Origin of the sequence: Citrobacter sp. wls757 (assembly GCF_005280935.1) — a bacterium.
In the GTDB taxonomy this organism is placed as follows: Bacteria; Pseudomonadota; Gammaproteobacteria; order Enterobacterales; family Enterobacteriaceae; genus Citrobacter; species Citrobacter portucalensis.
In genome coordinates this window covers 269,258-295,132 of the sequence record NZ_SZWU01000034.1, presented here as the reverse complement: position 1 = coordinate 295,132, position 25,875 = coordinate 269,258, and the positions used below count along the sequence as shown (strand labels likewise).

The 25,875-nt window shown below is 52.4% G+C and carries 24 protein-coding genes; 16 read left to right on the top strand and 8 right to left on the bottom strand.

Going from position 1 to position 25,875, the window contains the following annotated elements:
- Positions 1-31: 31 nt before the first annotated feature.
- Positions 32-1,978 carry a macrolide ABC transporter ATP-binding protein/permease MacB gene (macB, locus tag FDW94_RS09825; RefSeq protein ID WP_048215946.1) on the bottom strand — a complete coding sequence of 649 codons (1,947 nt, stop codon included), beginning with the start codon at positions 1,976-1,978 and terminating at the stop codon, positions 32-34.
- Entirely contained in the window at positions 1,975-3,090 is a 1,116-nt protein-coding gene (gene macA, locus FDW94_RS09820) for a macrolide transporter subunit MacA (protein ID WP_008785219.1), read from the bottom strand. The genes macB and macA overlap by 4 nt, the downstream gene beginning before the upstream one ends.
- A 159-nt stretch (positions 3,091-3,249) precedes the next feature.
- Between macA and FDW94_RS09815 the strand changes: the two genes are divergently transcribed.
- On the top strand, positions 3,250-4,197 hold the full coding sequence (locus tag FDW94_RS09815; RefSeq protein ID WP_137377506.1) for a VirK/YbjX family protein: 948 nt from the start codon (positions 3,250-3,252) through the stop codon (positions 4,195-4,197).
- On the opposite strand, the gene FDW94_RS09810 is transcribed toward FDW94_RS09815, so the two are convergent.
- On the bottom strand, positions 4,194-5,852 hold the full coding sequence (locus tag FDW94_RS09810; protein ID WP_003834292.1) for an ATP-dependent endonuclease: 1,659 nt from the start codon (positions 5,850-5,852) through the stop codon (positions 4,194-4,196). The two genes, FDW94_RS09815 and FDW94_RS09810, sit on opposite strands and share 4 nt — an antisense overlap.
- Positions 5,853-6,223: 371 nt before the next feature.
- Between FDW94_RS09810 and aqpZ the strand changes: the two genes are divergently transcribed.
- From aqpZ to FDW94_RS09785, 5 genes are all read left to right on the top strand, one after another.
- Positions 6,224-6,919 (top strand): aquaporin Z, encoded by a 696-nt coding sequence (gene aqpZ / locus FDW94_RS09805; protein WP_003840208.1) that lies wholly within the window; start codon positions 6,224-6,226, stop codon positions 6,917-6,919.
- A gap of 268 nt (positions 6,920-7,187) precedes the next feature.
- Positions 7,188-8,087, top strand: coding sequence for a lysine exporter LysO family protein (locus FDW94_RS09800; protein WP_103014216.1), 900 nt, complete (start codon positions 7,188-7,190; stop codon positions 8,085-8,087).
- 155 nt (positions 8,088-8,242) lie between these two features.
- The gene (hcp, locus tag FDW94_RS09795) at positions 8,243-9,895 is read left to right on the top strand and encodes a hydroxylamine reductase (RefSeq protein ID WP_008785224.1); all 1,653 of its coding nucleotides are present in this window, start codon (positions 8,243-8,245) and stop codon (positions 9,893-9,895) included.
- 10 nt (positions 9,896-9,905) lie between these two features.
- Positions 9,906-10,874 carry an NADH oxidoreductase gene (gene hcr / locus FDW94_RS09790; RefSeq protein WP_003027256.1) on the top strand — a complete coding sequence of 323 codons (969 nt, stop codon included), beginning with the start codon at positions 9,906-9,908 and terminating at the stop codon, positions 10,872-10,874.
- 179 nt (positions 10,875-11,053) lie between these two features.
- A complete protein-coding gene (locus FDW94_RS09785; protein WP_137377505.1) occupies positions 11,054-12,667 on the top strand; it encodes an FAD-NAD(P)-binding protein in 1,614 nt (537 codons plus the stop codon).
- Positions 12,668-12,741: 74 nt separating this feature from the next.
- On the opposite strand, the gene FDW94_RS09780 is transcribed toward FDW94_RS09785, so the two are convergent.
- The gene (locus FDW94_RS09780; RefSeq protein ID WP_003834302.1) at positions 12,742-13,176 is read right to left on the bottom strand and encodes a DoxX family protein; all 435 of its coding nucleotides are present in this window, start codon (positions 13,174-13,176) and stop codon (positions 12,742-12,744) included.
- A gap of 153 nt (positions 13,177-13,329) precedes the next feature.
- On the opposite strand from FDW94_RS09780, the gene poxB reads away from it, so the two are divergent.
- From poxB to FDW94_RS09760, 4 genes are all read left to right on the top strand, one after another.
- Positions 13,330-15,048 carry a ubiquinone-dependent pyruvate dehydrogenase gene (poxB, locus tag FDW94_RS09775; protein WP_071444787.1) on the top strand — a complete coding sequence of 573 codons (1,719 nt, stop codon included), beginning with the start codon at positions 13,330-13,332 and terminating at the stop codon, positions 15,046-15,048.
- A 155-nt stretch (positions 15,049-15,203) separates the two neighbouring features.
- Positions 15,204-16,205, top strand: coding sequence for a low-specificity L-threonine aldolase (gene ltaE / locus FDW94_RS09770; RefSeq protein ID WP_048234951.1), 1,002 nt, complete (start codon positions 15,204-15,206; stop codon positions 16,203-16,205).
- 10 nt (positions 16,206-16,215) lie between these two features.
- Positions 16,216-17,646, top strand: a complete 1,431-nt coding sequence (locus tag FDW94_RS09765; RefSeq protein WP_048216410.1) for an SDR family oxidoreductase — start codon at positions 16,216-16,218, stop codon at positions 17,644-17,646.
- A gap of 97 nt (positions 17,647-17,743) precedes the next feature.
- Positions 17,744-18,757, top strand: coding sequence for an NAD(P)-dependent oxidoreductase (locus FDW94_RS09760; RefSeq protein WP_003834312.1), 1,014 nt, complete (start codon positions 17,744-17,746; stop codon positions 18,755-18,757).
- Between the two features lie 100 nt (positions 18,758-18,857).
- Here the strand turns inward: FDW94_RS09760 and FDW94_RS09755 are convergent, their stop codons facing one another.
- The 4 genes from FDW94_RS09755 to FDW94_RS09740 all read right to left on the bottom strand — a co-directional run bounded on the left by FDW94_RS09755 (position 18,858) and on the right by FDW94_RS09740 (position 20,624).
- Positions 18,858-19,688 (bottom strand): N-acetylmuramoyl-L-alanine amidase, encoded by an 831-nt coding sequence (locus tag FDW94_RS09755; protein ID WP_032943958.1) that lies wholly within the window; start codon positions 19,686-19,688, stop codon positions 18,858-18,860.
- On the bottom strand, positions 19,685-20,008 hold the full coding sequence (locus FDW94_RS09750; protein WP_137377504.1) for a heavy metal-binding domain-containing protein: 324 nt from the start codon (positions 20,006-20,008) through the stop codon (positions 19,685-19,687). The genes FDW94_RS09755 and FDW94_RS09750 overlap by 4 nt, the downstream gene beginning before the upstream one ends.
- 204 nt (positions 20,009-20,212) lie before the next feature.
- Entirely contained in the window at positions 20,213-20,401 is a 189-nt protein-coding gene (locus tag FDW94_RS09745; RefSeq protein WP_071692589.1) for a cold-shock protein, read from the bottom strand.
- Between the two features lie 10 nt (positions 20,402-20,411).
- Positions 20,412-20,624 (bottom strand): cold shock domain-containing protein, encoded by a 213-nt coding sequence (locus FDW94_RS09740; protein WP_137377503.1) that lies wholly within the window; start codon positions 20,622-20,624, stop codon positions 20,412-20,414.
- A 520-nt stretch (positions 20,625-21,144) separates the two neighbouring features.
- Here FDW94_RS09740 and FDW94_RS09735 point away from each other — a divergent pair.
- The 6 genes from FDW94_RS09735 to artJ all read left to right on the top strand — a co-directional run bounded on the left by FDW94_RS09735 (position 21,145) and on the right by artJ (position 25,746).
- Positions 21,145-21,660: a lipoprotein gene (locus FDW94_RS09735; RefSeq protein ID WP_003834409.1), complete on the top strand. Its 516-nt coding sequence runs from the start codon at positions 21,145-21,147 to the stop codon at positions 21,658-21,660.
- A gap of 225 nt (positions 21,661-21,885) precedes the next feature.
- A complete protein-coding gene (gene artP / locus FDW94_RS09730) occupies positions 21,886-22,614 on the top strand; it encodes an arginine ABC transporter ATP-binding protein ArtP (protein ID WP_003027295.1) in 729 nt (242 codons plus the stop codon).
- A 16-nt stretch (positions 22,615-22,630) separates the two neighbouring features.
- Positions 22,631-23,362: an arginine ABC transporter substrate-binding protein ArtI gene (gene artI / locus FDW94_RS09725; protein ID WP_003027298.1), complete on the top strand. Its 732-nt coding sequence runs from the start codon at positions 22,631-22,633 to the stop codon at positions 23,360-23,362.
- 6 nt (positions 23,363-23,368) lie between these two features.
- On the top strand, positions 23,369-24,085 hold the full coding sequence (artQ, locus tag FDW94_RS09720) for an arginine ABC transporter permease ArtQ (protein WP_137377502.1): 717 nt from the start codon (positions 23,369-23,371) through the stop codon (positions 24,083-24,085).
- Positions 24,085-24,753, top strand: coding sequence for an arginine ABC transporter permease ArtM (gene artM, locus FDW94_RS09715; protein WP_003840185.1), 669 nt, complete (start codon positions 24,085-24,087; stop codon positions 24,751-24,753). The genes artQ and artM overlap by 1 nt, the downstream gene beginning before the upstream one ends.
- A 261-nt stretch (positions 24,754-25,014) precedes the next feature.
- A complete protein-coding gene (gene artJ / locus FDW94_RS09710) occupies positions 25,015-25,746 on the top strand; it encodes an arginine ABC transporter substrate-binding protein ArtJ (RefSeq protein ID WP_003027308.1) in 732 nt (243 codons plus the stop codon).
- Positions 25,747-25,875 lie beyond the last annotated feature (129 nt).

Genomic DNA, 25,875 nt, shown 5'->3' with positions numbered 1-25,875 from the left:
CCTTGCGGCTGGCATTTTTATCTCTGTGGCATTATTCCCGCGCCAGAGCATCTACTGGATCCAGACGTGCCGCATTCCGCGCCGGTAGCCAGCCAAACAACACACCGGTTGCAGTCGAACACAGGAACGCCGTCAACAGCGCGACGGGTGAGAATCCAATTTCCCAGCCCGGCAGAAATAGCTGTAGCGTAAAAGCGATCAGCATCGACAGGCTAATGCCCAACGCGCCGCCAACCAGACACACTAACACCGCTTCAATTAAGAACTGTTGCAGCACGTCACTAGCGCGAGCGCCAACCGCCATACGAATGCCAATCTCACGCGTTCGTTCGGTTACTGAAACCAGCATAATATTCATCACGCCAATCCCACCGACCACCAGCGAAATCACCGCCACCAGCGTCAGGAAGAGTTGTAATGTACGTGTGGTCTTTTCGGCGGTTTTCAAGATGCCGTCCATATTCCAGGTGAAGAAATCCTTCTTACCGTGGCGCAACGTCAACAGTCGGGTCAGTTGCTGTTCGGCCTGGGCACTGTCAAAACCATCCTTCACTCGCACGGTGATCGAGTTCAGCCACGACTGTCCCATAATGCGCCCGGACATCGTGCTATAAGGCAGCCAGACTCGCAGGATCTTGCTACTGCCAAACATCGACTGTTTCTCTTCTGCAACACCAATCACCGTGGCAGGCATATTCCCCACCAGCACGACTTCGCCAACAACTTTCGCTTTATTGGGGAACAACTGACGACGGGTATTGCTGTCGAGCACCACCACCTGAGCGCGCCCCGCCAGTTGCTCGGCGTTAAAGGTGGTCCCTTCGCTAAATGTCATGCCATAGACGTTGAAATAGTCGCCGCTAACGCCATTAGCACTGGCAGCAACGTCGATATTGCCATAGCGTAACCGCAGGTTCTTCGACACCGCAGGCGTTACTGAACTGACCCAGGGCTGCTTCTGTAGCGCCGTCAAATCGTCATACTTCAACGCCTGTTGATATTGCGGATCGTCGTCGCCGAAGTCTTTGCCTGGATAGATATCAATGGTGTTAGTACCTATAGCGCGAATATCTGCCAGTACCAGTTGTTTAGCCGCATCGCCTACCACCACGATCGACACCACCGAAGCAATACCGATAATGATCCCAAGCATGGTCAGTAGCGTTCGCATTTTATTCGCGGCCATTGCCAGCCAGGCCATGGTAAGCGCTTCACGAAAACCGCTGACAAACTGGCTCCAGCCGGATGCCGTTTTCACCGTTGGCTCCGCAATATCGCGTCCGCCAGAGGGTTTCTGTGGCGGTGGATTGCGCACAATCTCACCGTCACGAATTTCAATGACCCGTTCGGCCTGCGCGGCGACCTGGCTGTCGTGAGTAACGATAATTACCGTATGCCCGCGATCGCGCAGCTGATGCAAAATCGCCATCACCTCTTCGCCGGAATGGCTATCCAGTGCACCGGTGGGTTCGTCGGCAAGAATAACCTGCCCTCCGTTCATCAGCGCACGCGCGATACTGACCCGCTGCTGCTGACCACCGGAAAGCTGGGAAGGTTGATAGTCAACCCGGTCACCCAGCCCCAGCCGCTGGAGTAATTCCTGCGCACGCGCCAGGCGCTGCTTACGTTCAGTGCCCGCGTAGACCGCCGGTACCTCAACGTTTTGTGCGGCGGTTAAATGCGACAGCAGGTGATAGCGCTGGAAGATAAAACCAAAATGCTCACGACGCAGTTGCGCTAGCGCATCGCTATCCAGCGTAGAGACATCACGTCCGGCAACGCGATACGTACCGCTGGTTGGCTTATCCAGACAGCCGAGAATGTTCATCAGCGTCGATTTACCCGAACCCGACGCCCCGACAATCGCCACCATTTCCCCGGCCTGAATGCTCAAGGATACGTCCTTCAACACCTCAACCTGGCCTTCGCCTGACGGATAGCTGCGGCGGATATGGCTCAGCTCAAGCAATGCTGTCATTTTGCAGCTCCAGCGTTGCCCTCACCGGTAATGACTTCATCCCCCTCTTCCAGCCCTTTCACGATCTCCACATCGGTGTCATTACGCGCGCCGATAACCACTTCACGTTCGCGGGTTTCGCCGTTACGCAGCAACCTGACGTTATAACGATTATTGCCGATAGGATCGCCCAGCGCCGACAGCGGGATGGTCAGGACATTTTTGACATCAGTGAGCTGGATATGGACCTGCGCGGTCATATCCAGACGCAGGATCCCTTTCGGGTTGGGAACTTCGAAGCGGGCATAGTAGAAAATCGCATCATTCACTTTCTCTGGCGTCGGAAGAACATCTTTGAGCTTACCTTCATAGCGTGTTTGCGGATCGCCCAGCACGGTAAACCAGGCCTTTTGCCCAGGATGCAGGTGAATTACATCGGCCTCAGAAACCTGCGCTTTTACCAGCATGGTGCTCATATCCGCCAGCGTCAGAATATTAGGGGCCTGCTGGGCGGCAATAACGGTTTGCCCTTGCAGGGTAGTAATTTGCGTTACTTCGCCAGCCATTGGCGCAACGATGCGGGTGTAATCAAGGTTGGTTTTTGCCGTATCGAGAGAGGCCTGATTACGCTTAATTTGCGCGTCAATTGTGCCAATTTGCGCCTGTTTGACCGCCATTTCGGTGGCCGCCGTGTCGAGATCCTGCTGTGAAACGGCCTGAGTTTTCGCCAGCTGTTGTTGGCGGGAGAGAGTGACCCGCGCCAGCTTCCACTCAGCTTCGGCTTGTAAACGCTGGGCGCGCAATTCCATCAGCGTCGCTTCAACCTCTTTGATTTGGTTTTGCGCCTGTTCAGGATCGATAACACCGAGCAACTGATCTTTTTTCACTTTATCGCCAATCGCAACCGACAGCGTTTTTAACTGCCCGCTGACCTGTGCCCCGACGTCAACTTTACGCAGCGCATCCAGCTTACCGGTCGCCAGCACGCTTTGTTGCAGATCGCCAGGTCGAACAATTAATGTTTGATACTGAGGTAAAGGCGCATTAAGCGTTCGCCAAAGTGCAATTACCGCCACAATAAGGATGACGGCGAACAGAAAATAGCGTTTTTTGATTTTTCCCTTGAGCTTCATAAATGTCCCAATACCCCCAATACGTCCACCAGAGTGGAGTGCTAATCATCAACGTTAAATAAATCGCCGTTGAAAAGCGCAAGAATAACAGAGTTATTGATGAATGGTTAAGATCCGCTGTGCTGAAATTAGTACAAGGGTATCAATCGGATTTATATTATGAGCCAGCTAACTGAAAGCACTTTTCTTTCCACCAAACCAGTCACGCGTTTTGGCCTTTTTTTCAGCCTGAGCAGCGGTCATTTACGGCCCGCACATTGCTGGGATAAACGGAGCTTTCGTCGTAAATTTATCTGGCGTTCATTATTGATACCCCGTCTCACTCAGGAATGGATGACTGAACTGGCCCAATGGCCGGATCTTGGCCCCCTGCTCGCCCGTCAACCCCGACTGCCGGTTCGTTTGCACCGTCCTTATCTTGCGGCAAACTTCTCCCGCAAAATGCGTTTAGATGCGGTGCGTTTTCATTACCATTTTATCCGCCACGCATTCTTACCCGCTGAATTTAACGCCTTATTAAGCAATGACGGCTTACATCTGGCGCAAACCGAAGGTAAAGACGGCGATATATTTACCATCACCATGATGATGTTTCCGGTACTGGATAAAGAGGGTGAAGCCACCATTCAGGTGCGCAATGGTCACGGAGACGTGCTAACCAAAATGACGTTTACGTTCTGCGAATATAATGGGAAAAGGACATTATTTATTGGCGGTGTGCAGGGCAATGCGCAACTACCACACGAAGCAATCCAAAAAGCAACGAAGTCCTGCCATGGAATTTTCCCAAAACGTATTGTGATGGAAACCATTTGCCGTTTAGCCGAACAGTTGAATATTGAAAAAGTTATGGCTGTAAGCAATGAACAGCATATCTTTCGCAGTCAACGCTACCACGATAAAAACAAGGTGATCCATTCTGACTACAACGCTTTTTGGGAGTCGGTTGGCGGTGAGTGCGACAGCAACGGGTACTATCATATTCCGCGCACGCTGGCGCGAAAAAGCGAGGCGGATATTGCGAGCAAAAAACGCGCAGAATACCGCCGCCGCTATCAGCTACTGGACAGCATCCATTCGCAGCTGTCGTCGATGTTTCGCCACTAATCCGCTCTGCCGCGTGCCAGCCACAGCACGCGGGAAAACATTTTTCGCAGCAGCGTTGGCACCGCATCAACGCCCCGCCGCCCGGCTTCCATCGCCACCTCAATGGCCAAATCCGGTTTTGACGAACGATGTATCGCCTTGGAGATTATTTTGCGCATATTCATAGGCACATTCTCCGGAATTTGCGCCACCCGGTGAAAGACGTCAGCAAATCCCTGGCGATACATAAAGTGTTCCATATCCAGCGCGGGGAGCATGGTCAAATGCTCACGCTCTTCCTCTCTGTCGTCATTCAATAAGCTACGTACCGTGGCCGCGTACTTTTTCCCGGCTTCATCGCCATCGACCAGCACATGCCACTCTATCCCCATCCGGCGGGCGAATTTAACCAGCGGCTTAAGACCAGACTGGGCAAATTCAATGACTTTAATCCCTTCTGCATCAAAGTGATGTCCGCACTGGCGGGCCAGTTCGTTAATAACCCAGGTTTCCGTTTCACCTTCCACCAGCAGCCAGCAGCGGGCAAACAACGATGACGCACGATTAAAACGAATATGAAATGCGATTCGCCGACCATCTTCTGCACTGATCCCACCCGGCCCCAGCCGCCAGGCAGCGACACGGGATGATTCACGTACCAGACGAACAACATGCTCAACAGGCGTAAGGGACAGCAGCTCACCGGAGTTGGTGGTCGCCACTCGCTGCAGAGGCAGTAAATTCAACAAGTGCCAGGCCACCGACAGCATGATGGGATGTAAACGCGTTTCCGGATCTTCCACCAGCAGTAAAGGTCGGGCGTCTTTATCCAGCCTTAGCGTGCCTTTGGCCTGCAACAAGGTCGAAAACAGGCCCAACAGAATAACCCGGTGCGTACGTCCGCCGGGTTTATCAATCATGCGGTTAATAATGTCCAGATAGCGCCAGCTCCGTTGTTCGTTATTGGAGCGACGGCGCATCAGACGGTAGCGGGACTGGCCAGCCCCCTGCTCGGAAAAATAGTGCTCCAACAACTGAACCATGGCCGATAACCCCTGGCGGATCTGCCCGTCGGTCAGGTTTTGCGGCCGGGTAGCCAGTTCACGCGCCAGAAAATCCAGTTGGCGGGCGGTGACTTCGACATCCGCCGAGTCCGGCACGGTACCGTTGCGGATCCGCCGCATAAATCGCGCGTCGCGCAGACGCAGTACCGGCATCAGACGCACAAGGTGGCGCGCCTGATCGTTAATGTCATCGAGAGGTAATGGATGGCCGTCGCCGTCAAGAAAACTGCGCAAGGTCAGAACGCTACCGTCATCCGCACACTCGCCTTCCAGGCGATAAAAAATGCGGTGATAGCCATCCTGGCAAGGCGTCCAACTGGCTTCCAGAGGACGATAGCGACGCACCCGGTGACGACCCGGCTGGGATTCACGAAACGTCAGGATAATGTGCAGGTGGTGTTCCCTGCCCTGTATATCACCCGGCGGGAACCAGAAATCCTCGCGGACAAAATGATACAAGTCTGACTCCGGCGACAGCAGCAGGGTCAAGGCATCCAGCAGACTGGATTTACCCCACGCGTTCTCCCCAATCAGCACGTTGCTCTGCTCCAGCATCAACGACAGACGGTTAATACCGCGAAATCCAACAATCTCAACGCGTTCGAGAATCATATAGCCTCCGGAAATGCTAACTTTTTCCTTCAAGTTATCAGGAGTATAACGGCAAGCGGGCGCTCAGGACACCCGATATCAACCTGGCGTGAATCGTAAAAGCAAAAAAAATAAGAATATTCTTCTTATGTTTTCTCCTGAATATAATTTCAGAACTTAATCATCGTCCTTTCGCTAATTGAACTATGCTTCATTCACCCAAGATTCAAAAAGGAATCGCAACATATTGCCTTAAATCAAATTTTTTCATCAATTTAACTGGCGAAGGGATGATATTTTTTTCTAAAATACCCGCTCTTTCATCATCGTCCCTTTTAGCGATGAATTACCGGGCAAGGAACACGAACCCGGAACTTTTAATTGAGGTGGTTATGTTCAGGAAATTAGCAGCTGAATTCTTCGGTACGTTTTGGCTCGTTTTTGGTGGGTGCGGTAGTGCAGTGCTGGCAGCCGCATTCCCGGAATTGGGAATTGGATTTGCCGGTGTCGCGCTGGCATTCGGCCTGACAGTATTAACCATGGCATTCGCTGTGGGTCATATTTCAGGTGGACATTTTAACCCGGCGGTAACCTTCGGTTTATGGGCTGGCGGTCGTTTCCCGGCAAAAGATGTTATTGGTTACGTTATTGCTCAGGTTGTGGGCGGTATTGTTGCAGCTGCGGCACTGTATCTTATTGCCAGCGGTAAAGCAGGTTTTGATGCAACGGCCAGTGGTTTTGCTTCGAACGGCTTTGGTGAACATTCACCAGGCGGTTATTCCATGCTTTCTGCCGTCGTCATTGAAATTATTCTGACCGCAGGTTTCTTATTAGTGATCCACGGCGCGACCGATAAACATGCTCCGGCAGGTTTTGCACCTATCGCAATTGGTCTGGCGTTAACACTGATTCACTTGATCAGTATTCCGGTCACCAACACCTCCGTGAACCCGGCACGTAGTACCGCAGTAGCCATTTTCCAGGGCGGCTGGGCATTGCAACAATTGTGGTTCTTCTGGGTCATGCCGATTATCGGTGGGGTTCTCGGCGGTCTTATTTACCGCACCCTGCTGGAAAAACGCGATTAATCGCTAACAAAAAGGCCTGGCGAAAGTCAGGTCTTTTTTTTCCTCTCTATATTTCCTTTTATTTGCAACTTTACTCCCCTCTTTGCATTGAGTAGTGTGTATACCCGTTATACTTCAAGTTGCAGATGTGTTGACTGCGCTCGCTCCCCCCAGTCACGTACTTATGTACGCTCCCGGGGATTCACTCCCTTGCCGCCTTCCTGCAACTTGAATTATTTAGGTTATAGTGACGCATTTCGTCTTACTTCTCAGCAAGGATCTGATTTTCATGTTTTCAGGGCTGTTAATCATTCTGGTTCCCCTTATTGTGGGCTACCTTATTCCGCTCCGGCACAGGGCTGCATTACAACTTATCAATCGCCTGTTAAGCTGGATCGTCTACCTTATTCTCTTTTTTATGGGTATTAGCCTGGCGTTTCTGGATAATCTCGCCAGCAACCTGTTAGCCATTCTTCATTATTCTGCGGTCAGCGTGACGGTCATTATACTGTGTAATATTGCGGCGCTGTTCTGGCTGGAGCGTTCGCTGCCCTGGAGACACAACCACAAGCAAGAAAAGCTCCCCTCGCGAATTGCAATGGCGCTTGAGTCGCTTCAGCTTTGCGGCGTCGTCGTCATCGGCTTCCTGCTCGGCCTCACTGGGCTTCCCATTCTGCAGCATGCCACCGAAGCCAGCGAATATACGTTAATCTTTTTACTGTTCCTGGTGGGGATTCAACTGCGCAACAGCGGCATGACCTTAAAGCAAATTGTGTTGAACCGTCGGGGGATGATCGTGGCCGTCGTCGTCGTCGCCAGTTCGATGCTGGCGGGGGTTATCAATTCCTTGATCCTCGGTCTACCGCTGAAAACCGCGCTGGCGATGGCATCAGGTTTTGGCTGGTATTCCCTGTCCGGTATTCTGTTAACCGAATCGTTCGGGCCCGTAATTGGTAGTGCCGCCTTCTTTAACGACCTGGCCCGTGAGCTGATCGCCATTATGTTGATTCCAGGAATGGTGGGCCGCAGCCGCTCTACCGCGCTGGGATTATGCGGCGCGACATCAATGGATTTCACCCTGCCCGTTTTACAACGCAGCGGCGGTCTGGAAATGGTCCCAGCAGCCATCGTCCACGGCTTTATTCTGAGTCTGTTAGTGCCTCTGCTGATGGCGTTTTTCTCCGCCTGACGCCGGAACAAATACCTCTCTGGCGGTAGTCAGCTACCGCCAAAATTGCGCTAAATCAATCTCCCTGCAAGTAGTAGTAGAAATCCCTTTTATCCCTTCGCGCACAGGCATAATCTTAAACATGTATATTAAATATAACTTTAAAAGGTGTGACCATGTTTTGTGTGCAATGTGAACAAACCATCCGTACTCCGGCAGGAAACGGCTGCTCTTACGCGCAGGGTATGTGCGGTAAAACGGCTGAGACCTCCGATTTGCAGGATCTGCTGATTGCTTCCCTACAAGGTCTGTCTGCATGGGCTGTTAAAGCACGTGAATACGGCATCATCGACCATGAGGTTGATAACTTTGCGCCGCGTGCGTTCTTCTCCACGCTGACTAACGTTAACTTCGATTCCCCGCGTATTGTTGGCTATGCCCGTGAAGCTATCGCCATGCGCGACGCCCTGAAAGCGCAATGCCTGAACATCGACGCGAACGCAGCGGTCACCAACCCGATGGCCGATCTGCAACTGGTCAGCGACGATCTGGGCGACCTGCAACGTCAGGCCGCTGAATTTACCCCGAACAAAGACAAAGCAGCCATTGGCGAGAACATTCTCGGCCTGCGTCTGCTGTGTCTGTACGGCCTGAAAGGTGCGGCAGCTTACATGGAGCACGCGCACGTTCTCGGTCAGTACGACAACGAAATCTACGCTCAGTACCACAAAATCATGGCATGGCTGGGTACCTGGCCTGCCGATATGAACGCTCTGCTGGAGTGTTCAATGGAAATCGGCCAGATGAACTTCAAAGTGATGAGCATTCTGGACGCCGGTGAAACCACCAAATACGGCCACCCGACCCCGACTCAGGTCAACGTAAAAGCAACCGAAGGTAAGTGCATCCTGATCTCCGGTCACGACCTGAAAGATCTTTACAACCTGCTGGAGCAGACCGAAGGTACTGGTGTTAACGTTTATACCCACGGTGAAATGCTGCCGGCGCACGGCTACCCGGAACTGCGTAAGTTCAAGCACCTGATCGGTAACTACGGCAGCGGCTGGCAGAACCAGCAGGTAGAGTTTGCCCGTTTCCCAGGACCGATCGTCATGACCTCTAACTGCATCATCGACCCGACCGTTGGCGCGTACGACGACCGTATCTGGACCCGTAGCATCGTCGGTTGGCCGGGTGTGAGCCACCTCGAAGGCGACAACTTCGGTCCGGTTATCGCTCAGGCACAGCAGATGGCTGGCTTCCCGTACAGCGAAATCCCGCACCTGATCACCGTAGGTTTCGGTCGTCAGACCCTGCTGGGCGCTGCTGATACCCTGATCGACCTGGTGAGCCGCGAAAAACTGCGTCACATCTTCCTGGTTGGCGGTTGTGACGGTGCACGTGGTGAACGTAACTACTTCACCGACTTCGCCACCAGCGTGCCGGATGACTGCCTGATCCTGACCCTTGCTTGCGGTAAATACCGCTTCAACAAACTGGAGTTCGGAGATATCGAAGGCCTGCCGCGTCTGGTGGATGCTGGTCAGTGTAACGATGCTTACTCTGCCATCATCCTGGCGGTAACCCTGGCTGAGAAACTGGGCTGTGGTGTGAACGATCTGCCACTGTCTCTGGTGCTCTCCTGGTTCGAACAGAAAGCGATTGTTATTCTGCTGACCCTGCTGTCTCTGGGCGTGAAAAACATTGTCACTGGCCCGACTGCACCTGGTTTCTTCACACCGGATCTGCTGGCAGTTCTCAACGAGAAATTTGGTCTGCGTTCCGTGACCACCGTTGAAGAAGACATGAAGCAACTGCTGAGCGCGTAAGGAGTAAAGAATGACAATGCCAACTCATCAGTGCCCATGGCGGATGCAGGTTCACCACATCCATCAGGAAACGCCGGATGTATGGACAATTTCGTTGCTGTGCCACGATTATTATCCTTACCGCGCCGGGCAATATGCACTGGTCAGCGTACGTAATTCAGCGGATACACTGCGTGCTTACACCATTTCTTCAACGCCGGGCGTTAGCGAGTACATCACGTTGACCATCCGCCGGATTGACGATGGCGCAGGTTCACAGTGGCTAACCCGCGACGTGAAGCGCGGCGACTATATCTGGCTGTCGGATGCAATGGGTGAGTTCACCTGTGAAGATAAAGCGGAAGACAAGTTCCTGATGCTGGCCGCCGGCTGTGGTGTTACGCCAATCATGTCAATGCGTCGCTGGTTGGCAAAGTACCGCCCACAAGCGGATGTACAGGTAATCTTTAACGTTCGCTCGCCGCAAGATGTCATTTTTGCCGACGAGTGGCGCGAATATCCGGTGACATTAGTTGCTGAAAACAATGCCACAGAAGGTTTTGTTTCCGGCCGACTGACGACTGAACTGCTGAAAAGCGTACCGGATCTGACCTCGCGTACCGTGATGACCTGTGGCCCGGCACCGTATATGGATCTGGTCGAGAAAGAAGTCAAAGCGCTGGGTGTGACGCGCTTCTTTAAAGAGCAGTTCTTCACACCTGTTGCCGAAGCCGCCACCAGTGGCCTGAAGTTTACCAAGCTACAGCCGGCGAAAGAGTTCTACGCGCCAGTGGGCAGTACGCTGCTGGAAGCGCTGGAAAGCAACAAGGTTCCGGTTGTCGCCGCATGCCGTGCAGGTGTTTGCGGCTGCTGCAAAACCAAAGTGGTTGACGGTAACTACACGGTCAGCAGCACCATGACGCTGACCGACGCAGAAATCGCTGAAGGTTATGTGCTGGCTTGTTCCTGTCATCCGCAGGGTGATTTAGTGCTGGCGTAATTGGCCGGTATCTGATGTGCAAAAGGCCACCTGGCTGTACCGGGTGGCCTTTTTTTATGCTGTCAGGCGTTGCAAAATTCTGATGTTTTCACTCTCCCCGCAAATTATCGACCACACTTACCCTGCGCAGATTAAACATAATCCATGACTAGCACGTCGAACTTTCTACAAGGATCCCCATGAAAAAAGTGGCCATTGTCGGCGTCGGTCCCACCGGGATTTATACGTTTCATGCCCTGGTTGAGCGCGGTGAACCGCTGGAAATAGAGCTTTACGAGCAAGCTGAAGAGGCGGGCGTCGGCATGCCTTACAATAGCGACAACAACGCAGACCACATGCTGGCAAATATAGCCAGCATTGAGATCCCGCCGATCTATATCAGTTATCTGACGTGGCTTCAGAATCAAAGTGATGACTATCTGGCCCAGTTTCAAATTGAACGCACCTCTTTGCATGAGCGGCAATTTTTGCCCCGCGTGATCCTCGGCGACTATTATCGCAATCGTTTTTTAGCCATTGTCGAGAAAGCGCAACAAGCCGGTTTCACGATTCGCATACATGAATCAAGCGAAGTCACCGACCTGCGAGCAGACCCGAATGGGGTTTCTTTGTGGATCAACCACGCGTCACAGCCCGTTGAGGTGGATTTCGCCGCTATCGCCACTGGTCATCTGTGGCCTGAAACGGATGCTCAGGCGCGCAAGTTTTTCCCCAGTCCGTGGACCGGTCTGATGGACGCGCAGATTGGTGCTTGCCGGGTAGGGATTCTGGGCACCTCGCTAAGCGCTATCGACGCCGCGATGGCTGTGGCCAGTCAGCATGGCACCTTCACTACCAATACCGACCATTCACTGCAATTCACACCTAAATCCGACAGTCAAAACCTGAAGCTGACCCTGATGTCGCGCAGCGGGGTACTGCCTGAAGCGGATTTTTACTGCCCCCTTCCGTATGAATCGCTGAATATCGCGACGCCAGAAGCGATTGAAGATGCCATTGCCCATGGCCAAAACGGATTACTGGACCGCATCTTTCAGCTTATGGTGCAACAACTGCAAGACGCGGCGCCAGGCTGGTGCCAACAGGTGGCGCTTGCGACGCTTAACGCCGACACGTTCCCCGAAGTCTATTTCGCCGACAGGCTCAGACATGACCCTTTTGACTGGGCGAGACGTAACCTGGTAGAAGTTGAGCGCAACAAGCAAAAACAACATACCGTCGCCTGGCGCTATACCTTGCTGCGCCTGCACGAGGTTATCGAGGAGATAGTCCCTCATCTTGATACCCGCGACGAAAAACGTTTCAGGTGCGGACTGGCGCGGGTATTTATTGATAACTATGCGGCAATCCCGTCAGAGTCAGTTCGCCGACTGCTGGCGCTGCACGAAGCCGGGCTGATTGAGATCCTCGCGCTCGGCACAGATTATGAGCGCATGAATGAACAGGAAATGACGGTAATTTCCCACCACGGTCAGCGCTGCGAATTTGATGTGTTTATTGACGCCCGAGGACAACGGGCATTGCAGAGCAAAGATATCCCGTTCCCATCGCTACGCGATCAACTGCTGGCCTGTGGCGATGAGATCCCGGATATCGGCGAAGATTACACGCTGCAAGCGCCGGAAAACGCCCGCAATCGCATCGCTTTTGGCGGGCTGCCGTGGTTAATGCACGATCGTCCGTTTATTCAGGGACTGGTGGTCAGCGCTGAAATAGGCGCCGCGATGGCAAGGGCATTGACGCAGCGAGCGCTGAGACGTCGGCACAAACTATGGAACAGTGACGACATATAGATTAGCGAAAAATTGAACGACGAGGCGGAGCAATGCTACGCTTTCCCGCCTCGGTATTGACTCTCAGATGGTAACTATCGCCAGGCAGAATTCCCGGCAACGGAGTAACGCCCCGCGCCCAAAAACGCCACGGCCAGCGCGCCGATAAAGAAATAAACCAGACTTTCAATCGCCCATGCACCGGTTTTATCCAGTGTCCAGGTTTCACCCATCCCGACCATCAGCCATGCCACAACCATCGTAAACGCCAGCCCCAACGCCGCCGGACGCGTCAGGATGCCAAGAATAATCAGGCACGGTGCCACAACCTCTCCCAACAGAACGCCATACGCAATAAAGCCTGGGAAACCTTTCGCTATCAACATACCGCTGATGCCATCAATACCCGCAAAGAGTTTATGCAACCCATGAAACAGCATCAGCCCACCGACGGCAAAGCGTAACAATAACTTGCCAAAATCTTCGTGAGTCAGTACTCGGTTAACTGAATTTAATAGTTTTATAACCATTTGAATTTATTCCTTGTTTCACCATGTCCAATAACAAACTACGCTTAATACAGGTTAAATGAAACCTGCCGGAAATAAGGGGGAAATGAGAAGCATAACTATTATCTTCATCTAAACTTGTAACCGGTATCACATTAGAGGAGAAGGAAAACCATGAAACAAACGGTTGCCGCTTTTATTGCTAAAACACTCGAACAGGCTGGCGTAAAACGCATTTGGGGTGTAACGGGTGACTCGCTAAATGGTCTGAGTGACAGTCTGAATCGTATGGGAACAATTGACTGGATGCCAACCCGTCATGAAGAGGTTGCAGCCTTCGCCGCGGGCGCTGAAGCGCAGTTGACGGGCGAACTGGCCGTCTGCGCAGGCTCGTGCGGGCCAGGCAACCTGCACCTGATCAACGGGCTGTTTGATTGTCACCGTAACCACGTCCCGGTACTGGCAATCGCCGCGCATATTCCCTCCAGTGAAATAGGCAGCGGTTATTTTCAGGAGACCCACCCGCAAGAGTTGTTCCGCGAATGTAGCCACTATTGCGAGCTGGTTTCCAGCCCAGAACAGATCCCGCAGGTACTCGCCATTGCCATGCGTAAAGCCGTATTAAATCGTGGCGTCTCGGTGGTGGTTTTACCCGGTGACGTGGCGCTAAAACCTGCACCTGAAAGCGCCACCACGCACTGGTATCATGCGCCGCTCCCGGTGGTGACTCCACAAGAAGAAGAGCTGAGAAAACTGGCGCAACTGCTGCGCTACTCCAGCAATATCGCCCTGATGTGCGGTAGTGGCTGCGCCGGTGCACATAAAGAACTGGTTGAGTTTGCGGCTAAAATCAAAGCGCCGATTGTTCACGCCCTGCGTGGTAAAGAGCATGTTGAGTACGATAACCCCTATGATGTGGGTATGACCGGGCTGATTGGCTTTTCATCCGGCTTCCATACCATGATGAATGCCGACACATTGATCCTGCTTGGCACCCAGTTCCCCTATCGCCCGTTCTACCCCACCGACGCCAAAATTATTCAGATTGATATCAATCCGGCGAGCATTGGCGCGCACAGTAAAGTTGATATGGCGCTGGTAGGCGATATTAAATCTACGTTACGTGCCCTACTGCCGCTGGTGGAGGAAAAAACCGAGCGGCAGTTCCTGGACAAAGCGCTGGAGCACTATCACGAGGCGCGCAAAGGGCTGGATGATTTAGCCAAACCCAGCGATAAAGCCATTCACCCGCAGTATCTGGCGCAGCAGATCAGCCACTTTGCCGCTGACGATGCCATCTTTACCTGCGACGTTGGTACGCCAACGGTGTGGGCAGCACGCTATCTGAAAATGAACGGCAAACGTCGTCTGCTCGGATCGTTTAACCACGGGTCGATGGCTAATGCTATGCCGCAGGCACTCGGTGCACAAGCGACCGAACCAGGACGCCAGGTTGTGGCAATGTGCGGTGACGGCGGCTTTAGCATGCTGATGGGAGATTTTCTGTCGGTTGTCCAGATGAAGCTGCCGGTGAAGATTATTGTCTTCAACAACAGCGTACTGGGATTTGTCGCAATGGAGATGAAAGCGGGCGGTTATCTGACCGACGGCACTGAACTGCACGACACCAACTTCGCGCGGATTGCCGAAGCCTGTGGCATTACAGGCATTCGCGTGGAAAAAGCCTCAGAGGTTGATGAAGCGCTACAAAGGGCGATGTCGATTGACGGCCCGGTGCTGGTCGATGTGGTCGTGGCGAAAGAAGAGCTGGCGATCCCGCCGCAGATCAAACTCGAACAGGCCAAAGGTTTTAGCCTGTATATGCTGCGTGCAATCATCAGTGGACGCGGTGATGAAGTGATCGAACTGGCGAAAACGAACTGGCTCAGGTAAAACATCCTTATTAAATCACACACAAAATCATTCATGATGCATCAAGGCGGCTAGCCCGAAAATCCCCAGGAGCATAGGTATACTATGTGACTGGGGTTTAAGGGTGCGGCCAACGCCGAGGCAGCCTGAAGGATGAAGTGTAATAAGGAGACACCATGATTGATTTACGCAGTGATACCGTCACCCGGCCGAGTCGCGCCATGCTGGAAGAGATGATGGCCGCCCCGGTCGGGGATGACGTGTATGGAGACGACCCTACCGTTAACGCCCTCCAGCAATACGCCGCAGAGCTTTCTGGTAAAGAAGCCGCTATTTTCTTACCTACCGGTACTCAGGCTAACCTGGTGGCGCTGCTCAGCCATTGTCAGCGTGGCGAAGAGTACATTGCCGGCCAGGGCGCGCATAACTATCTCTACGAAGCAGGTGGCGCAGCGGTGCTCGGTAGCATTCAACCGCAACCTATCGACGCCGCACCGGATGGCTCCCTGCCTCTGGACAAAGTAGCTGCAAAAATCAAAGTGGACGATATCCATTTTGCCCGCACCCGCTTGCTCAGCCTGGAAAATACCCACAACGGCAAAGTGCTGCCGCGCGAGTATCTGAAAGACGCCTGGGAATTCACCCGTGAGCGTAATCTTGCCCTGCACGTCGACGGCGCACGTATTTTTAACGCCATCGTCGCCTACGGCTGTGAACTTAAAGATGTCACGCAATACTGTGATTCGTTCACCATTTGCCTCTCCAAAGGCCTCGGCACCCCCGTTGGTTCACTGCTGGTCGGCAGCCACGAGTACATCAAACGCGCTATTCGCTGGCGCAAAATGACCGGCGGCGGAATGCGTCAGGCCGGTATTCTGGCAGCGGCCGGGCTGTATGCGCTGAAAAATAACGTGGCGCGTTTGCAGGAAGATCATGACAACGCCGCCTGGATGGCGGAGCAGCTGCGCGAAGCAGGGGCGGACGTCATGCGCCACGACACCAATATGCTGTTTGTTCGCGTTGGCGAAGAGCACGCTACCGCGCTGGGCGAGTATATGAAAGCGCAAGGTGTGCTGATTAACGCCTCCCCGATTGTGCGCCTGGTGATGCACCTGGACGTATCACGTGAACAACTTGCTGAAGTCGTCGCCCACTGGCGCGCTTTTCTAACCCAATAAGGAGATGGGCGTGCCGCAACGGATTTTGGTTCTTGGCGCCAGTGGCTACATTGGTCAGCATTTGGTACAGGCGCTCAGTCAGCAAGGGCACCAGGTGTTGGCTGCGGCACGTCGCATTGAACGGCTGGAAAAGCAGCAACTGGCCAATGTCAGTTGCCACAAGGTCGATTTGAATTGGCCAGATAACCTCACCCCGCTGCTGACGGGTGTTGATACGGTTTATTATCTGGTTCATGGTATGGGCGAAGGCGGTGATTTTATCGCCCACGAACGTCAGGTCGCGATGAACGTGCGCGATGCGCTGCGTAATACGCCAGTTAAACAGCTTATTTTCCTGAGCTCATTGCAGGCTCCCCGGCATGAACAATCCGATCATCTGCGTGCGCGACAGATAACCGCAGACACCCTGCGCGAGTCAGGCGTGCCAATGACGGAATTGCGCGCGGGCATTATCGTGGGAGCGGGTTCCGCTGCCTTTGAAGTCATGCGCGATATGGTTTACAACCTGCCGGTTCTCACCCCTCCACGCTGGGTACGCTCGCGTACCACGCCTATCGCGCTGGAGAATTTAATGTACTATCTGGTGGCATTGTTGGAAAATCCCACACCACATCACCGCGTCCTCGAAGCCGCCGGGCCGCAGGTGTTGAGCTATCAGGAACAGTTCGAGCATTTTATGGCGGTCAGCGGTAAACATCGCCTGCTCATCCCCATCCCCTTCCCTACCCGCTGGATTTCGGTCTGGTTTTTGAACGTCATTACGTCAGTGCCGCCAACCACGGCCAAAGCGCTGATCCAGGGCTTAAAACACGACCTGCTGGCCGATGACACCGAATTACGTGCGCTGATCCCACAAAAACTGATTGCCTTTGATGACGCGGTGCGCAGCACGTTGAAGGAAGAAGAGAAGCTGGTCAACTCCAGCGACTGGGGTTACGACGCACAGGCGTTTGCCCGCTGGCGTCCAGAATATGGCTATTTCGCCAAACAAGCTGGCTTTAGCGTTGAAACCTCTGCCAGCACAAAAGCGCTGTGGCAGGTTGTGAATCGACTCGGCGGCAAAGAAGGCTATTTCTTTGGCAATATTCTATGGAAGACGCGCGCGGCGTTGGACCTGCTGGTCGGCCATAAGCTGGCAAAAGGTCGCCCCGAACACCCACTATTGCAAGTTGGCGACACCGTTGATAGCTGGAAAGTCATCATCGTTGAGCCGGAGAAACAGCTGACGCTGCTGTTTGGGATGAAAGCGCCGGGACTGGGTCGCCTGAGCTTCACACTGGAAGATAAAGGCGATCACCGACGCATTGATGTACGCGCGTGGTGGCATCCGCACGGTATGCCTGGCCTCTTCTACTGGCTGTTGATGATCCCCGCCCACCTGTTCATTTTCAGGGGGATGGCGAAGCGTATAGCCAAACTTGCAGAACAAATCACAGACTAATGATAAAAAGAGCCTGTATTCTTTCATGTTTCCCATTGCATACAGGCGTAATTCACGGAAGAATGCGCACGACGTTTTTTAAACACAGTGGATTGATATGAAGGTACTGGTTACCGGAGCCACCAGCGGCTTGGGCCGAAACGCGGTTGAGTTTTTATGCAGCAAAGGCGTCAGCGTCAGAGCCACCGGTCGCAACGAAGCGATGGGCAAGCTGCTGGAGAAAATGGGCGCAGAATTTGTGCATGCGGATTTGACCGAGCTGGTTTCTTCGCAGGCAAAAGTGATGCTGGCCGGCATTGACACGCTGTGGCACTGCTCCAGTTTCACCTCTCCATGGGGAACTCAGGAAGCTTTTGATCTGGCCAACGTTCGTGCTACCCGCCGTCTGGGCGAGTGGGCCGTAGCCTGGGGCGTACGTAACTTTATTCATATCTCCTCTCCGTCGCTTTATTTTGATTATCACCATCATCGCGATATCAAAGAAGACTTCCGTCCCCATCGCTTCGCCAACGAATTCGCCCGCAGCAAAGCGGCTGGTGAAGAGGTGATTGCGCTGCTCGCCCAGGCTAACCCGCAGACTCGCTTTACTGTCTTGCGCCCACAAAGCTTGTTCGGACCTCACGATAAAGTCTTTATTCCCCGCCTCGCCCATATGATGTACCACTACGGCAGCATCCTGTTGCCGCATGGCGGGAGTGCGCTGGTGGATATGACCTATTACGAGAACGCAGTTCACGCGATGTGGCTGGCGAGTCAGGAAGCCTGCGATAAGCTGCCGTCGGGTCGCGCGTACAATATAACCAACGGTGAACATCGCACCCTGCGCAGTATTGTGCAGAAACTTATCGACGAGCTGAATATTGATTGCCGTATCCGCTCTGTGCCCTACCCGATGCTGGACATGATTGCCCGCAGCATGGAGCGCTTAGGCAATAAATCGGCGAAAGAGCCAAAGCTTACGCATTACGGCGTTTCGAAGCTGAATTTTGACTTTACGCTGGATACCAGCCGCGCCCAGGAAGAGTTAGGTTATCAGCCCGTTGTGACGCTGGATGAAGGGATTGAGCGTACCGCGGCCTGGCTGCGCGACCACGGTAAGCTGCCGCGTTAGGCTGATAGCCATTGCAGGGTGGCGGCACAAGCGCCACAAAAACCTGCCAAATTAACTGTAGGCCTGATAAGCGAAGCGCCATCAGGCATTGGTGTCTGCGTTAACCCTGTCCGTATTTCTCCAGTAACGCTTCAGCAATCGCCTGCGTTTCAGCGTCCGCCACGCCATTCCACAACGTCGGGCGGAAGTGCATCTGGAACGCCATAATCACCCGCTGCTGTTCACGCGGCGTCATCTCGGGTTTTACCTCATAGCCATAGCGTGACAGCAGATCGAGCAATGACGCGGTTTCTACCGGCGTATGGGGCGCTCGTCCGGCGAGATAAAATGCCACACGTTGAGCATCCGGCCATGCGCCAATGCCCTGAGCGGCCAGTGCTTGCCACGGAAACAGCGGACCGGGATCGTCCTTACGCTGCGGCGCAATGTCTGCATGAGCCACCACGTTTTGCGGTTTTATGTCGTAGCGGGCGATGATATCTTTCGCCAATGGGATTAACGCCTGAATCTGCGCGGGCTCAAACGGCGCAAAATACTTGCTGCCCGCTGATTTTTGCCAGCCGCGGTTTTCCAGCTCAATACCAATTGAGGTATCGTTAATACGCGTAGCGCCGCGCCAGAAGCTAATCCCCGCATGCCAGGCCAGATCTTTTTCCGGCACCAGTTGCCAGATACGCGGTTTACCATGGTAAAGCGGCGGCACTGCGGGGATCAAATAGTGTGAACTGACGTTTTTATCGGTCAGCGTAGCCAGGGAAGAGTCAAAATCATCGGCCGTGTAATGGATAACCAGTACTTTAATGCGCGGATAAGCAGCCTGGGCCTGACGGCGGGTATCTAACTGATACCCGTCTTTGTCGACAATCCCTTTTTCGCCAGCACATCCCACCAGCAACAGCGTAAATGCCAGCAGACACAACAGACGTTTCATCGGCGAGTTTTCACCGCGGTACCGCTGACGCTCACCATCAGCATGCTACCGTCTTTGCCTACGGTTTCGTAATCGATATCGATACCGACCACCGCATCAGCACCCAGCGCTTTCGCCTGTTCGCCCAGCGCCTGAAAAGCAATTTCACGCGCTTTACGCAGCTCTTTTTCATACGCGCCGGAGCGACCGCCAACAATATCGCGAATGCCGGCAAAAAAATCGCGGAAGATATTCGCGCCTAAAATGGCTTCACCGGTAACAACACCGCAGTATTCCACGATGCTCTGTCCTTCCAGCGTAGGGGTTGTCGAAAACTGCATGGTTAATCTCCTTTTTGCGCTAAGAGCACAATCTCAAAAGCATTATCAAACCAATACACTATGACACTCAAAGGAAAGCCCGCCAAATAAAACTGCTATCCTTGTTGATGTGTAGCGGTTTCAGGTGGTGCATTTTTTATTTTTATTTGACTGGCAAGCCGCCAGAAATAAAAAAGCCCCCAGATGTTTGGGGGCCTGAAGTTATTATTTTCTGAAATCTAATGGCGCCTGGCCGGACTGAATGTACATTGCTACGTTATCAAATGTAATCATTTTTGATTTACAAAAAATACATTTTGCCCCGAATGGATTTCCTTCAGTAACATCAAAGGTTGATGTTCTGTATTGGGAACCATGGCAACATGGACAGCGAAAGTGAATATGATTAGTAATAATAGTTACCTCAAAGCGCCACAACATTAATTGCGGATGGACCTTTAGGTCCCTGCTCCACACCGAATTCGACTTTCTGGTTTTCATTCAGCACCTTAAACTCATTACTTTGAATCGCTGAGAAATGGACAAAGACATCTTTGCTGCCATCTGCAGGCGTAATGAAGCCAAAACCTTTTTCAGGATTGAACCATTTAACTAAACCAGTCATTTTAGTAGACATATATTTATTCCTTAATTTGAGCCTTTCGGCAAGCTTGGTTTTTATGACAGAAACTTCGTAGTGCTTAATGAAGAGACTCAAAGAGGGGATAAACGGATTACACCTGAAAATGAGAACTGCTTGAGTAAACTACTTTGTATATCGTCTGTTATTCAAACCGACCGGATCATTAACGCACGGGCACCGAGATTAAGCAACTCTTATTTTAGCCATCCGGAGTCCCTTATAGCCAACAGCACGGCATGAATTTTGTTTAGCCAGGCGTAAAGCGCGGCAAATGGAACATGCAAATGCTCAGATGGTCTATACAGTATAAGAAGCATGAATGGCCGCCAACGCCCCGTTGCAGGTTGATATACTAAAGCTGAAGCTGGCAACGAGCGCCACCAACATGCTTCAGGTGGGGTGTCCGCGAATTTGCTTTAGCAAAAACAATGTGTTAATCGATCATACAATCTTTAGTGAGACCGAATTGTTCATCGTAGAACACAATTAGTAGGAAGCTTATAAGGAAATCATTATGCGCTATTCGAAACTCTCTCTGCTGGTTCCATGTGCACTACTTCTCAGCGCCTGTACGACCGTGACGCCGGTCTATAAAGATAACGGCACGCGTAGTGGTTCATGCATAGAAGGTGGGCCAGACAGCGTGGCTCAACAATTCTATGATTACCGTATTCAGCATCGAAACAATGATATTACCGCCCTTCGTCCGTACCTGAGCGACAATCTGGCTAAACTGCTGACCGATGCCAGCCGTGATAATGCACACCGCGATCTGTTTAACAGCGATCCGTTCTCCAGTCGCGCTACGTTACCAGACAGCGCCAGTGTCGCCAGCGCATCGACTATTCCGAATAGTGATGCACGCAACATTCCACTGCGCGTAGAGCTGAAACAGGGTGACCAAAGCTGGCGTGATGAAGTGCTGATGATCCGTGAAGGTCAGTGCTGGGTCGTTGATGATGTACGCTATCTGGGCGGCAGCGTACACGCGCCAGCCGGGACGCTGCGCCAGTCTGTCGAAAACCGCTAACCGCCCCATTCACCCGCTTAAATCATAACCCCCATAAATTGTCTGGCATTCTGCATAGAATGCCGACATTTATTCTTGCCCACTGGTGGCCCCGCTATTTTGTGCTATGTTTAGAGAAGAATGCGGTTTGCATTTAACTTTTAACGCATAAATATTGCATAACTATTCTGTCAAAGGTAGTATCTGCGGCTTCAATAGCTATCAGACTGCCAGTATCGAGTGTCAATGAGTATTCAATTAAACGGCATTAACTGCTTCTACGGCGCACATCAGGCGCTGTTCGATATCACGCTGGATTGCCCTCAGGGTGAAACACTGGTGTTACTTGGCCCAAGTGGAGCCGGGAAAAGCTCGCTGCTGCGCGTACTCAACCTGCTTGAGATGCCGCGCTCAGGCACGCTCTCTATTGCGGGCAACCGTTTCGACTTCACGAAGACCCCGTCAGATAAAGCCATTCGGGATCTGCGTCAGAACGTGGGCATGGTCTTTCAGCAATATAATCTCTGGCCGCATCTCACGGTTGTGCAGAACCTGATTGAAGCGCCCTGCCGCGTACTGGGTCTGACAAAAGAGCAAGCGATGGCGCGCGCCGAGAAACTGCTGGAACGTCTGCGCCTCAAGCCTTACAGCGATCGTTACCCATTACATCTTTCCGGTGGCCAGCAACAGCGTGTAGCCATTGCCCGCGCGTTGATGATGGAGCCGCAGGTGCTGCTGTTTGATGAACCGACCGCCGCGCTTGACCCGGAAATTACCGCCCAAATCGTCAGTATCATTCGCGAACTGGCGGAAACCAACATTACTCAGGTGATCGTCACCCACGAAGTGGAAGTTGCACGTAAAACGGCCAGTCGTGTGGTGTATATGGAAAACGGTCATATCGTCGAGTTTGGGGATGCGAGCTGCTTTGCCAACCCGCAAACCGAAGCGTTTAAAAACTATCTTTCTCACTAAGATTCGGGACAATACAATGAAAAAAGTTCTGATTGCCGCGCTAATCGCAGGTTTTAGTCTTTCCGCTACCGCAGCCCAAACCATTCGTTTCGCCACCGAAGCGTCTTATCCTCCATTTGAATCTATCGATGCGAATAACAAGATCGTAGGTTTTGACGTTGATCTGGCAAACGCGCTGTGTAAAGAGATTGACGCTACTTGTACCTTCACCAATCAGGCCTTCGACAGCCTGATTCCGAGCCTGAAGTTCCGTCGTTTTGACGCGGTAATGGCCGGTATGGACATCACACCTGAGCGTGAAAAACAGGTGCTGTTCACCACCCCTTACTACGACAACTCTGCGCTGTTTGTGGGCCAGCAGGGTAAATACACCAGCATCGACCAGCTGAAAGGTAAAAAAGTCGGCGTTCAAAACGGTACCACGCACCAGAAATTCATCATGGATAAACATCCGGAAGTGACCACTGTGCCGTATGACAGCTACCAGAATGCCAAACTCGATCTGCAAAATGGTCGTATTGACGGCGTCTTTGGTGATACCGCAGTAGTAACCGAGTGGCTGAAAGACAATCCTAAGCTTGCCGCGGTTGGTGACAAAGTGACGGATAAAGATTACTTCGGTACCGGTCTGGGCATTGCTGTGCGCCAGGGCAATACCGAGCTGCAGCAGAAATTTAACGCTGCGCTGGAAAAAGTGAAGAAAGATGGGACTTACGAGACCATCTACAACAAATGGTTCCAGAAGTAATATTTGATGAATGAATTTTTTCCTTTAGCAAGCGCCGCCGGGATGACCGTCGGCCTTGCCGTTTGTGCGCTGATCATTGGCCTTGCGCTCGCCATGTTTTTTGCCGTCTGGGAGTCAGTAAAATGGCGCCCGGTGGCATGGGCGGGCTCGGCCCTGGTCACCATCCTGCGCGGTCTGCCAGAAATTCTGGTGGTTCTGTTTATCTATTTCGGCTCCTCACAACTGCTGCTGACGCTGGCCGATGGTTTTACGATCAATCTCGGGTTTGTACAAATCCCGATTCAGATGCAGATCGAAAACTTCGACGTCAGCCCGTTCCTGTGCGGTGTCATTGCACTGTCATTACTGTACGCCGCTTACGCATCACAAACACTGCGTGGCGCGCTGAAGGCCGTGCCACTCGGACAATGGGAATCAGGTCAGGCGTTGGGTTTGTCTAAAGCCGCGATCTTCTTTCGTCTGGTGATGCCGCAGATGTGGCGTCATGCCTTACCGGGACTGGGTAACCAGTGGCTGGTATTGCTGAAAGATACCGCGCTGGTCAGCCTTATCAGCGTGAACGATCTGATGCTGCAAACGAAGAGTATTGCCACCCGTACCCAGGAGCCGTTTACCTGGTACATTGTGGCGGCCGCTATTTACCTGGTGATTACGCTGGTGAGTCAGTACATTCTCAAACGCATTGACCTGCGCGCGACACGTTTTGAGCGGAGACCAGGCTGATGCTTGAGTATTTACCTGAATTGTTGAAAGGGCTGCATACCAGCCTGACGCTGACGGTCGCCTCCATCGTGGTTGCTCTGGTGCTGGCGCTGATCTTCACCGTCATCCTGACGCTGAAAACGCCGGTGCTGGTGTGGCTGGTTCGCGCTTATATCACGCTGTTTACCGGTACACCGTTGCTGGTGCAAATCTTCCTGATCTACTACGGACCAGGACAGTTTCCGGCATTGCAAGAATATCCGGTATTGTGGCATCTGCTCTCTGAACCCTGGTTATGCGCCTTAATTGCGCTGTCGTTAAACAGTGCGGCCTACACTACGCAACTGTTCTACGGCGCTATCCGTGCAATCCCGGAAGGCCAGTGGCAGTCCTGCGGAGCGTTAGGGATGAGCAAAAAGGATACGCTGGCGATTCTGTTGCCGTACGCCTTTAAACGCGCCCTCTCCTCGTATTCCAACGAAGTGGTGCTGGTATTTAAAAGTACCTCACTGGCTTACACTATCACGCTGATGGAAGTCATGGGCTATAGCCAGCTGCTGTACGGTCGTACTTATGACGTTATGGTCTTCGGTGCGGCAGGTGTGATTTACCTGATCGTCAACGGCTTGCTGACGCTGATGATGCGCTTAATCGAACGTAAAGCGCTGGCGTTTGAACACCGGAATTAAGCATATGCCTGATGGCGCTACGCTTATCAGGCCTACGGTTCATGCACCTTTTGTAGGCCGGATAAGGTGCTAGCACCGCCATCCCACAAATATGCATAAAGCAAAATAATAAAGACGGACAACAACCTAAATTGTCCGTCTTTTTTTATACCAGTAAAAATATTTAATCGTTTTTATTGCATATAAATTCATTAAATGGCATTGTTACTCCACGCCGCAGACACGGTAATAATCATAAGATTGACAGACGGGAGTTCCACCATGAAAAAGTTAGTACTGGCCGCATTACTTGCTACTTTCGCCGCTGGCGCCTCAGCTGCTGATAAAATTAGTTTCGGTGTATCAGCCACGTATCCGCCATTTGAATCACTGGACGCGAGCAATAAAATTGTCGGTTTTGACATCGACCTGGCAACGGCGCTGTGCAAACAAATGCAGGCAGAATGTACTTTCACCAATCACGCTTTCGACAGCCTGATCCCCGCGCTGAAATTCAAAAAATATGATGCAGTGATTTCCGGAATGGATATCACGCCCGAGCGTAGCAAACAGGTTGCGTTCACTCAGCCTTACTATGCCAACTCCGCGCTGGTGATTGCGAAAAAAGACACCTATAAAACCTTTGCCGACCTGAAAGGTAAGCGCATCGGTATGGAAAACGGCACCACCCATCAGAAATACCTGCAGGACAAACATCCTGAGGTGAAAACCGTGGCCTACGATAGCTATCAGAATGCGATTATCGACCTAAAAAATGGCCGTATTGATGGCGTATTTGGCGATACCGCTGTGGTTAACGAATGGCTGAAAACCAACCCGCAGTTAGGCGTAGCCACTGACAAAGTAACCGATCCGCAATACTTCGGTACTGGCCTTGGCATCGCGGTTCGCCCGGATAACAAAGCCCTGCTGGAAAAACTGAACAGCGCGCTGGCGGCAATCAAAGCTGACGGCACGTACCAGAAAATCAGCGATCAATGGTTCCCGCAGTAACGTCTGCCCAATCTGAAAAGCCGCGCTCTGCGGCTTTTTTTATCTCTTCGCCTGCGCTTTCAGTCAGTTCTTACGCCATTAACGCTTTCCTGGCATACACTTGTTAAAACGAAAAAAAGTGAGGCAAAC

Coding starts and splice junctions, on each gene's coding strand:
- macB (WP_048215946.1), bottom strand. CDS start 1,978: ATGACAGCATTGCTTGAGCTGAGCCATATCCGCCGCAGCTATCCGTCA.
- macA (WP_008785219.1), bottom strand. CDS start 3,090: ATGAAGCTCAAGGGAAAAATCAAAAAACGCTATTTTCTGTTCGCCGTC.
- FDW94_RS09815 (WP_137377506.1), top strand. CDS start 3,250: ATGAGCCAGCTAACTGAAAGCACTTTTCTTTCCACCAAACCAGTCACG.
- FDW94_RS09810 (WP_003834292.1), bottom strand. CDS start 5,852: ATGATTCTCGAACGCGTTGAGATTGTTGGATTTCGCGGTATTAACCGT.
- aqpZ (WP_003840208.1), top strand. CDS start 6,224: ATGTTCAGGAAATTAGCAGCTGAATTCTTCGGTACGTTTTGGCTCGTT.
- FDW94_RS09800 (WP_103014216.1), top strand. CDS start 7,188: ATGTTTTCAGGGCTGTTAATCATTCTGGTTCCCCTTATTGTGGGCTAC.
- hcp (WP_008785224.1), top strand. CDS start 8,243: ATGTTTTGTGTGCAATGTGAACAAACCATCCGTACTCCGGCAGGAAAC.
- hcr (WP_003027256.1), top strand. CDS start 9,906: ATGACAATGCCAACTCATCAGTGCCCATGGCGGATGCAGGTTCACCAC.
- FDW94_RS09785 (WP_137377505.1), top strand. CDS start 11,054: ATGAAAAAAGTGGCCATTGTCGGCGTCGGTCCCACCGGGATTTATACG.
- FDW94_RS09780 (WP_003834302.1), bottom strand. CDS start 13,176: ATGGTTATAAAACTATTAAATTCAGTTAACCGAGTACTGACTCACGAA.
- poxB (WP_071444787.1), top strand. CDS start 13,330: ATGAAACAAACGGTTGCCGCTTTTATTGCTAAAACACTCGAACAGGCT.
- ltaE (WP_048234951.1), top strand. CDS start 15,204: ATGATTGATTTACGCAGTGATACCGTCACCCGGCCGAGTCGCGCCATG.
- FDW94_RS09760 (WP_003834312.1), top strand. CDS start 17,744: ATGAAGGTACTGGTTACCGGAGCCACCAGCGGCTTGGGCCGAAACGCG.
- FDW94_RS09755 (WP_032943958.1), bottom strand. CDS start 19,688: ATGAAACGTCTGTTGTGTCTGCTGGCATTTACGCTGTTGCTGGTGGGA.
- FDW94_RS09750 (WP_137377504.1), bottom strand. CDS start 20,008: ATGCAGTTTTCGACAACCCCTACGCTGGAAGGACAGAGCATCGTGGAA.
- FDW94_RS09740 (WP_137377503.1), bottom strand. CDS start 20,624: ATGTCTACTAAAATGACTGGTTTAGTTAAATGGTTCAATCCTGAAAAA.
- FDW94_RS09735 (WP_003834409.1), top strand. CDS start 21,145: ATGCGCTATTCGAAACTCTCTCTGCTGGTTCCATGTGCACTACTTCTC.
- artP (WP_003027295.1), top strand. CDS start 21,886: ATGAGTATTCAATTAAACGGCATTAACTGCTTCTACGGCGCACATCAG.
- artI (WP_003027298.1), top strand. CDS start 22,631: ATGAAAAAAGTTCTGATTGCCGCGCTAATCGCAGGTTTTAGTCTTTCC.
- artQ (WP_137377502.1), top strand. CDS start 23,369: ATGAATGAATTTTTTCCTTTAGCAAGCGCCGCCGGGATGACCGTCGGC.
- artM (WP_003840185.1), top strand. CDS start 24,085: ATGCTTGAGTATTTACCTGAATTGTTGAAAGGGCTGCATACCAGCCTG.
- artJ (WP_003027308.1), top strand. CDS start 25,015: ATGAAAAAGTTAGTACTGGCCGCATTACTTGCTACTTTCGCCGCTGGC.